This is a genomic window from Streptomyces sp. NPDC051940, assembly GCF_040680895.1.
Taxonomy (GTDB): domain Bacteria; phylum Actinomycetota; class Actinomycetes; order Streptomycetales; family Streptomycetaceae; genus Streptomyces.
On the sequence record NZ_JBFAXR010000098.1, the window covers coordinates 25,694 to 34,095 of the forward strand.

7 protein-coding genes are annotated in these 8,402 nt (G+C 74.2%); 3 read left to right on the forward strand and 4 right to left on the reverse strand.

Annotation, left to right across the window (positions count from 1 at the left end; translation table 11 throughout):
• Position 1 precedes the first annotated feature (1 nt).
• A complete protein-coding gene (locus AB0M28_RS29495) occupies positions 2-1,144 on the reverse strand; it encodes a sensor domain-containing diguanylate cyclase (protein ID WP_365411579.1) in 1,143 nt (380 codons plus the stop codon).
• A gap of 282 nt (positions 1,145-1,426) precedes the next feature.
• Between AB0M28_RS29495 and AB0M28_RS29500 the strand changes: the two genes are divergently transcribed.
• On the forward strand, positions 1,427-2,224 hold the full coding sequence (locus AB0M28_RS29500; RefSeq protein WP_365411582.1) for an enoyl-CoA hydratase-related protein: 798 nt from the start codon (positions 1,427-1,429) through the stop codon (positions 2,222-2,224).
• 52 nt (positions 2,225-2,276) lie between these two features.
• On the opposite strand, the gene AB0M28_RS29505 is transcribed toward AB0M28_RS29500, so the two are convergent.
• From AB0M28_RS29505 to AB0M28_RS29515, 3 genes are all read right to left on the reverse strand, one after another.
• On the reverse strand, positions 2,277-3,428 hold the full coding sequence (locus AB0M28_RS29505) for an adenylate/guanylate cyclase domain-containing protein (RefSeq protein ID WP_365411585.1): 1,152 nt from the start codon (positions 3,426-3,428) through the stop codon (positions 2,277-2,279).
• A 141-nt stretch (positions 3,429-3,569) separates the two neighbouring features.
• Entirely contained in the window at positions 3,570-4,412 is an 843-nt protein-coding gene (locus tag AB0M28_RS29510) for a biotin--[acetyl-CoA-carboxylase] ligase (protein ID WP_365411588.1), read from the reverse strand.
• Positions 4,413-4,520: 108 nt separating this feature from the next.
• Entirely contained in the window at positions 4,521-6,017 is a 1,497-nt protein-coding gene (locus AB0M28_RS29515; RefSeq protein WP_365411591.1) for a hypothetical protein, read from the reverse strand.
• Positions 6,018-6,446: 429 nt separating this feature from the next.
• Here AB0M28_RS29515 and AB0M28_RS29520 point away from each other — a divergent pair, with 429 nt between their 5' ends.
• Entirely contained in the window at positions 6,447-8,054 is a 1,608-nt protein-coding gene (locus AB0M28_RS29520) for an acyl-CoA carboxylase subunit beta (protein WP_365411594.1), read from the forward strand.
• 14 nt (positions 8,055-8,068) lie between these two features.
• Complete coding sequence (locus AB0M28_RS29525; protein ID WP_365411596.1) at positions 8,069-8,284, forward strand: acyl-CoA carboxylase subunit epsilon; 216 nt, start codon at positions 8,069-8,071, stop codon at positions 8,282-8,284.
• Positions 8,285-8,402: the final 118 nt, after the last annotated feature.

Sequence of the window (8,402 nt, forward strand, 5' to 3'; positions counted from 1 at the left end):
CTTAGAGAGTGAATCGAGTGCTGTCATCATCGGGTCTCGCCCCACCCCGCGCCGGCGCCCGTCGCGAGCGGAACCGCCGCCGCTCGCCGGAGGCCGGTCCACCCTCGTCGCCGTGCTCGTCGGCGAGCCGCACCACGGCCTCGTCACGGCCCGCGACGACGGGCCGGCCGGCCAGCGCCGCCTTGGCCCGGTACTGGGCCGCGTCCGCCAGCCGGAACAGCCGGCGGGCGGTGCGCACGGCACCGATCGGATCCCCGGTGGAGGCGATGCCGCAGCTCACCCCGCGCCCCAGGTCCAGCTCGGCGGCCCGGACGCACAGCTCCTCGGCCGCGCCGACGAACTCGTCGGCCGTCGGGCCGACGGCCAGCAGGCAGAACTCGTCGCCCCCGAGACGGGCGGCGAGGGCGCCGGGAAGGCTCGCGCCGTAGAGGGAGAGAAGCGAGCCGAAACGTTCCAGCAGACGGTCGCCGGAGGCGTGGCCGAGGGAGTCGTTCACCTGCTTGAGGCCGTTCAGATCGCAGACGGCGAGGCTGACGACCGTGCCCCTGGCCCGGTGCTCGTGCAGCGCCTCGTCCAGCCGCAGGTCCACGGCCCGGCGGTTGGCGAGGCCGGTGAGCGGGTCGGTGAAGGCGAGCCGGCGGGCCTCCTCCAGCCGCTCGTTCTGCGCGACCCCGGCGGCGATCACACTGGCCAGGGCGGTCGCGTACGCCGTCTCCTCCGGGCCGAAGACCGGCAGGTGCGCCGGGCGGGCGACGTACAGCTCGCCCCAGGCGCGGTCGTGGACGACGATCGGCGCCACCACACAGCAGCCGCGCCGCCTGCGCCGCAGGGCGGTGCCGCGCGCGAGCGGGTCCTCGGCCACGGCCACCCAGGCGCGGTGCGGGCGGGGCGGGGTGCCGCCGCCCAGGAACTCGGCGATCTCGGGATAGTCGTGCACGGGATACGACTCGTCCTCGGGGAACTCCTCCTCCCCCGGCGCCAGCTCCCCGGCGTTCACCAGCACCCGGAGGCGTCCACGCTCCCGCTCCCACACCGACACGGCGGCGAAACTGCCCTCCAGGGCGCGCCGGGCCCCCTCCGCGGCGGCCCGCACGGTGTCCTGCGGGCCGTTCGCGGCGGCCATCGCCTGCGCCATCTCCGCCATACGGCCAAGCCTCGTTTCCGGATGCACGGATTCCAGGGTAGGGAGGTCTGCCCTGGTTTGGCCTGATCAACCGACTGTATTGGGCCGCCCGGTGCGCAACCGGACGGAATGCGGCGGGCGGCCCGCGGCGCGCAGGCGCTCCGGGTGCGCCCGGGCGCCCGGCACACACCGGCCCGGGACCGGCGCGGACGCCCCCGCCGGGCCGGAGCCCCTGGCCAAACCCACCCCCAGCGATTAGGTTAGCGACCGTTAACCCCCGACCCGTCGCCGCGGAGGCCCCCCATGACCGACGAAGTCCGTTACGGCGAGTTCGTGGCCGTCGTCCACCACGGACACGTCGCCGAGCTGCGGCTGGACCGCCCCAAGGCGATGAACGCCGTGTCCACCGACATGGCCCGCTCCCTCGCCGCCGCCACCGACGCGCTCGCCGCCGATCCGGACGTCCGGGCCGTCGTCCTCACCTCGACGAGTGAGCGCGCCTTCTGCGTCGGCGCGGACCTGAAGGAGCGCAACTCCTTCACCGACGACGACCTGCGCCGCCAGCGCCCGCAGACCCGCGCCGCGTACACGGGCGTGCTGGAGCTGCCGATGCCGGCGATCGCCGCCGTACACGGCTTCGCGCTCGGCGGGGGCTTCGAGATCGCCCTGTCCTGCGATCTGATCGTGGCGGACGCCACCGCGGTCGTCGGCCTGCCCGAGGTGACCGTCGGCGTGATCCCGGGCGGCGGCGGTACGCAGCTCCTCCCGCGCCGTGTCGGCGCCGCCCGCGCCGCGGAGCTGATCTTCACCGGCCGCCGGGTCGAGGCCGCGGAGGCCCGCGACCTCGGCCTGGTCGACGAGCTGGTGCCGGCCGGCGAGGACCGGACCGCCGCCCTCGACCTCGCACAGCGCATCGCCGCCAACTCCCCCGTCGGCGTCCGCTCCGCCAAGCGGGCCATGCGCCTCGGTCACGGCAAGGACCTGCCCGCCGGCCTGGACCTGGAGGACGCGGCCTGGCGTACGACGGCGTTCTCCGGCGACCGCGCGGAGGGCGTGGCGGCCTTCAACGAGAAGCGCAAGCCGGACTGGCCGGGGGTGTGAGGCCGAGCCGCTGGGGCTGATCGCTCCGCCCATACCGCTGCTCGCTCCGCCGCTACGGCTGCTCGCTCCGCCGCGACAGCATCCACGGCGACACCACGCCCAGCCCCCGCACCGGCCGCTGCCACATGGGCTGCAGCCCGAAGCGGTACGACGGGGGCTCGCGCCCCTCGTTCTGCGCGGCCTTCGCCGCGAGGGCGGCCTCCGCCTCCGAGGCGGGCGCGTCGCCCTCGCTGATCAGCTCCTCCGCGAAGTCCCCGTCCACCAGCACGGAGTCCTTCGGCGCTATCGACGTGAGCCGCGAGGCGAGGTTCACCGTCGTACCGAAGACGTCACCCATCCGGGTCGTCACGGCGCCGAACGCGATCCCGACGCGCAGCTCGGGCATCGTCTCGTCGTTCGCCATGGTCTCGATGAGCCGCAGCCCGATCTCGGCGGCCGTGCCCGCATCCTCCGCGGCGAAGAGGACCTCGTCGCCCAGGGTCTTGATCAGCCGGCCGCCGTGCGCGGCGACCAGGTCCGCGGCTGTGGTCTCGAACGCCTCGACCAGCTCGCCGAGTTCCTCCTCCTCCAGCCGGCGGGTGAGCCGGGTGAAGCCGACGAGGTCCGCGAAGGCGACGGCCCAGCGCCGGTCGACCATCTCCGTATCGTCGGCGGCGCTGATCACGCGTCCGGTGGCGGCGGCGAGCTGGCGCCTCCAGACGTAGACGATGAACTCCTCCAGCTCCGGCAGCAGCAGCTCGACCAGCGGATACGTCATGTCCATCCGGGTCATGCCCGGCTCCTGGGGCTCGGTGAGGCCCTCCAGGAAGGAGTCGATCTGCCAGTCGGCGAGCCGCGCCGTGGTCTGCCCGGTGGAGCGGGCGACCTGGACGGCCATGGCCTCGCTGAGCAGCCCGGCCTCGACCAGACCCGCCAGCCGGCGCAGGGCGAGGACGTCCGCCTCGGTGAGGGCCTTCGCCTGGCCGATGTCGGCGAAGCCCATCGCGCGCCAGAAGCGCGACGCCAGCTCCATGGGCACACCGGCCGCGCGGGCGGCCTGGAAGGGCGTGTACTGGCGCTCGGAGCCCAGGATCAGCTGTTCGAGCCGGGCCGCGTCCTGGCCGTCGTCGTCAGGGGCGTCGCCCTGGTCCGCGGGCGGATCCTGCGCGTCCTGCGGGTCCTGTCCGGGCGCGGGCACGCCGGACGTCCGGTCGTCGACGCTCACCGCCCCACCCCTGTCCGTTCGCCGCGCACTGCCCTTCCGTTCCTCTGTCGTGCCTGGGCCCGCCGACCCCACGATACGGGAAGTGTGGGCCAGCTCACTTCGCTCCGGCGGTGACTCTGCCGCGGGACACCGCCGCGGCGGTTACCGCAGGTGAACGATGTCGCCCGCGCCGACCGGCTGCTGCACGCCGTCGGCGGTCGCGAGCACCAGCCGGCCGTCGCCGTCGACCGCCACGGCCTCGCCGGAGACCTGCGCTCCGCCGGGCAGTTCGGCGCGTACGGTACGGCCGAGGGTCGCGCAGCCCGCGGCGTACGCCGGCAGCAGTCCGCTGGCCGCGGCGTCACCGCCGGCCCGGCGCCAGTCGCCGTACCACTGCTCCAGCGAGCGCAGCAGGGCGCGGAGCAGGGGGTCGCGGTCGGTGCCCCGGGCGCCCGCCAGGACGAGGGAGCCGGCGGTGGGCACGGGCAGCTCGTCCTCGTGGAGGGTGACGTTGATGCCCATGCCGAGGACGACGGCGGAGCCGTCGGCGCCGGCCCGCTCGGCGAGGATGCCGCCGGCCTTGCGCTCCTCGCCCTTGACGGTGACGAGGAGGTCGTTCGGCCACTTCAGGCCGGTGTCGACGCCCGCGGACCGGGCGAGCGCGGTCGCCGCAGCGACACCGGCGAGCAGCGGCAGCCAGCCCCAGCGCTCGACGGGCACCCCGGCGCCGGGACGCAGCAGCACGGAGAAGAACAGCCCCGACCGGGCGGGCGCGGTCCAGCTGCGCTCCAGCCGCCCGCGCCCGGCGGTCTGCTCCTCGGCGACGAGCACAGCCCCCTCGTCCGCACCGGCGGCGGCCCGCTCGACCAGGTCGCTGTTGGTGGACCCGGTCGCCTCCACGACGTCGACGGCGGTCCACAGCCCTCCCGGCCGCAGCAGCGCATGGCGCAGCGCGTCGGCGTTGAGAGGCGGGCGGTCGAGGTCGGACCATCGGTTGCCAGTCATGGCAACCAGCCTAGGGCCTGGTTTCACACTCGCGTCTGCGCCGCGACGCCCGGCACGCACCCTCACCGCACGGCGCGCGGTTGCCGGTCTCAGCCGGGGCGGAGCCGGTCAACCGTCCGTGCGGTGGGGTGCGCCGGGCCGACCCCAGTCCGCCAGGGCGTGCAGCCGGCGCAGCAGCGGGTCGTCGTCCTCCCGGGAGAGAGGCGTCAGTGGACACAGCGGCCAGTACGGGCGGCCGTCGATCCACGGGACGACGATCGGGTCGGCGTCGACCCAGCCGTGCAGCTGGGCCTCGCCGGTCGGGGCGGGGAGACCGATCGGGATCCTGGCCTTCGTCTCCTTGTCGACGGACGTTCGCGGGGCGACCAGCACGAGGAACTCCTCGGGCGGGTCGTCGGCACTGCCGTGCGCCGCGAAGAGCAGCAGCAGCGCGTCCTCCGGGCTGTCGCCGGGCAGCAGCACGTAGCGCCTCGGCACGGGGACGGGCGCACGAGCGGCCCGGGCAAGCATGCGGGCGACGCGGATCCCGCCGCCGACGTACGCGCGGAACGCCGCGAGCAGCGCTGCGGCGGCGTTGAGCACACCCAGGACGAGCGGGGCGGCCCCGGCGACGTCGGACCACAGAGCCCAGAGCGTCAGCGGCACGGCGGCCCCACTGCCCGCGCCCAGCGCGCCGCGCAACTGGGAGATCCGCTGCAGGCCCGGCACCCGCCACCAGGGCACGCTGCGGACGTCGGGCCCGGGGCGTACGGCCCGGCGACTGCCCGGACAGGCCTGGCGCTCCGCGGCCTCGGCCAGTGACGCGCAGGCCGGCGGTCTCCCGGGGCCCTCATCCTCCGCCGACCGCACCACGAGGTCCTTCTGCAAGGACACGACCTCATCGCGGACTTGGCGGTGGACAGGGATGACGGGCGTGCCCGGCGTACGCCTCCGCGCCACCCGACCCGCTCCCCCGCCCAGCACGCCGCCGACGAGTAGCAGAAGGCCGCCGACGGCCAGCCAGGCGACGACGACGTCGGCCGCCGTACCGCGCCCGTCCGCGTCGTAGATGTCGCCCTTGAAGGGCCAGTACGACACCTCCCATCCGGCGACTCTCGACCCCGTGCGGGTATCCCGGTCGGCAGGGCAGCCCACGACCGCGTGCAACCACCGGTCCGTACCCGGCCGGGGGGCCTCGACCTCACATGTGCCGTCGCCGTCGTCGTGGACGACGTAGAGGTTCAGCGGCCTGTCGTCCTGGGAGGCCGCCCATCCGGCGATGCCGAGTCCCAGGGCCGCCAGCCCGACCAGGGCCAGCCATCGGAAGAGGGGCCGCCGCTGCCGGCGCACCCCGGGCCTGACGACCCCGCCCCCCGGCTGCGCGGCATCCGGCGCCTCGCGCAGCCCCGCCCGCTCCGCGGACCGCAGTGCGGGGCGCTGGGCGGGCGGCCAGTGGACCGGCCGCGCCCACGCCATCGCCACGGCCCCGGGCAGGGCCAGGACGCCGCCCCGCCCGCCGGGGCCGGGACGCCACCACACGGTCCCGCAGCCGACGGGCCAGTTCCGCGTCCGGTGCGCACGCAACATCGGCCTCGCGACGACGAGGAGCCTGCCGCTCGCTGGCACGCGCAACACCATGAGGTCCGGTCGCGGCGGACAAGCGACGGCCGACCGCCCACCACCATGACGGGCCCGAGCAGCGCCAGCAGCAGCCCCTGTCTTCGAAGCCGCACCAGCAAGGCCTCCGCGGCCGCCCCGCCCACCGACCCGCTCCTCCTGCAACGCCCGCCCCGCTGTCGTACAGGAGTGTCCACGACAGGTGGAGCCGGGCAACAGCCCGCGACCGGGAAGCGATCGACCCCGCTCGCTTCCGCTTTCCGGAGACCTTCCGGCAACCCTTCAGGCAAACCGCGCCTCTACCCAAGCGAGCCCCCCGGCAACCGCCACTGCGCCACCCCCCGATGTGGCCAACGCCGCACGTTCAGGGCGTTCCCGCGCGGCTACCCTACGTATGAGTAGCCACCCCCACAGACGAGCGCACAGGAGCTGCATCCCATGTCAGAGCCGCAGGGCCAGGAAGACGCGACCGTCGACGTCCATACGACGGCCGGGAAGCTCGCCGATCTGCGGCGGCGGACCGACGAGGCGGTGCACGCCGGGTCCGCGCGGGCCGTGGAGAAGCAGCACGCCAAGGGCAAGCTGACCGCGCGTGAGCGGGTGGACCTGCTGCTGGACGAGGGGTCCTTCACCGAGCTGGACGAGTTCGCCCGGCACCGCTCGACGAACTTCGGCATCGAGAAGAACCGCCCGTACGGCGACGGCGTCGTGACCGGGTACGGCACCGTCGACGGGCGCCCCGTCGTCGTCTACTCGCAGGACTTCACCGTCTTCGGCGGCTCCCTCGGCGAGGTCTACGGCGAGAAGATCGTCAAGGCCATGGACTTCGCGATGAAGACCGGCTGCCCGATCATCGGCATCAACGACGGCGGCGGCGCGCGGATCCAGGAGGGCGTGGTCGCGCTCGGCCTGTTCGCGGAGATCTTCCGGCGGAACGTGCACGCCTCCGGCGTGGTCCCGCAGATCTCCCTGATCGTGGGCCCCTGCGCCGGCGGCGCGGTCTACTCCCCCGCCATCACCGACTTCACGGTCATGGTCGACCAGACCTCGCACATGTTCATCACCGGCCCCGACGTCATCAAGACCGTCACCGGCGAGGACGTCGGCTTCGAGGAGCTGGGCGGCGCCCGCACCCACAACACCGTCTCGGGCGTGGCCCACCACATGGCCGGCGACGAGAAGGACGCCTTCGAGTACGTCAAGGCGCTGCTCTCCTACCTCCCGTCGAACAACCTCAGCGACGCCCCCGCGTACCCCGAGGAGTCGGATCTCGAGGTCACGGACGGCGACCGCGAGCTCGACACCCTGATCCCGGACTCCGCGAACCAGCCGTACGACATGCACACCGCCATCGAGCACGTGCTGGACGACGGGGAGTTCCTGGAGACGCAGTCGCTGTTCGCGCCGAACATCGTCACCGGCTTCGGCCGCGTCGAGGGCCACCCCGTGGGCGTCGTCGCCAACCAGCCGATGCAGTTCGCGGGCTGCCTCGACATCAACGCCTCCGAGAAGGCGGCCCGGTTCGTCCGCACCTGCGACGCCTTCAACATCCCCGTCCTCACCTTCGTGGACGTCCCCGGCTTCCTCCCCGGTACGGACCAGGAGTACGACGGCATCATCCGCCGCGGTGCGAAGCTGATCTACGCGTACGCCGAGGCCACGGTGCCGCTGATCACCGTCATCACGCGCAAGGCGTTCGGCGGCGCGTACGACGTGATGGGCTCCAAGCACCTCGGCGCCGACCTCAACCTCGCCTGGCCGACCGCCCAGATCGCCGTCATGGGCGCCCAGGGCGCGGTCAACATCCTGCACCGCCGCACGCTCGCCGCGATCGAGGACCCGGCGGCGCAGGAGGCGAAGCGGCAGGAGCTCATCGCGGACTACGAGGACACGCTCCTCAACCCGTACGCGGCGGCGGAGCGCGGTTACGTCGACGCGGTGATCATGCCGTCGGAGACGCGGCGGCAGGTCGTCAAGGGCCTGCGCGTGCTGCGCAACAAGCGTGAGCAGCTCCCGCCGAAGAAGCACGGCAACATCCCGCTGTAAGGAGGCGTACGGCCATGAGTGACGAGACCTTCCGCGTCGTACGCGGCAACCCGACCCCCGAGGAGCTCGCGGCCGCCCTGGCGGTCGTCCAGGTCCGCGCGGCCTCCGGCCCCCCCGCACCGGCGCCCGCGCGACCCACGGACGAGTGGGCGTCCCCACGCTCACTCCTCCACCGCAGGGTGCCGCGGGCGGGGGCGTCGGCTTGGCGCACCACGTACTGGCCGGTGTAGCGGGGCGGTTCGCGGTCGGCGACCGGCGCCGCCCGCGCCTTCGGCGCGGGGTTGCCCCCACCCACACGCCACCCGTTACGGGTCGTCTTACCTGACGCCGGCGCCTGGGGGTGCGGGC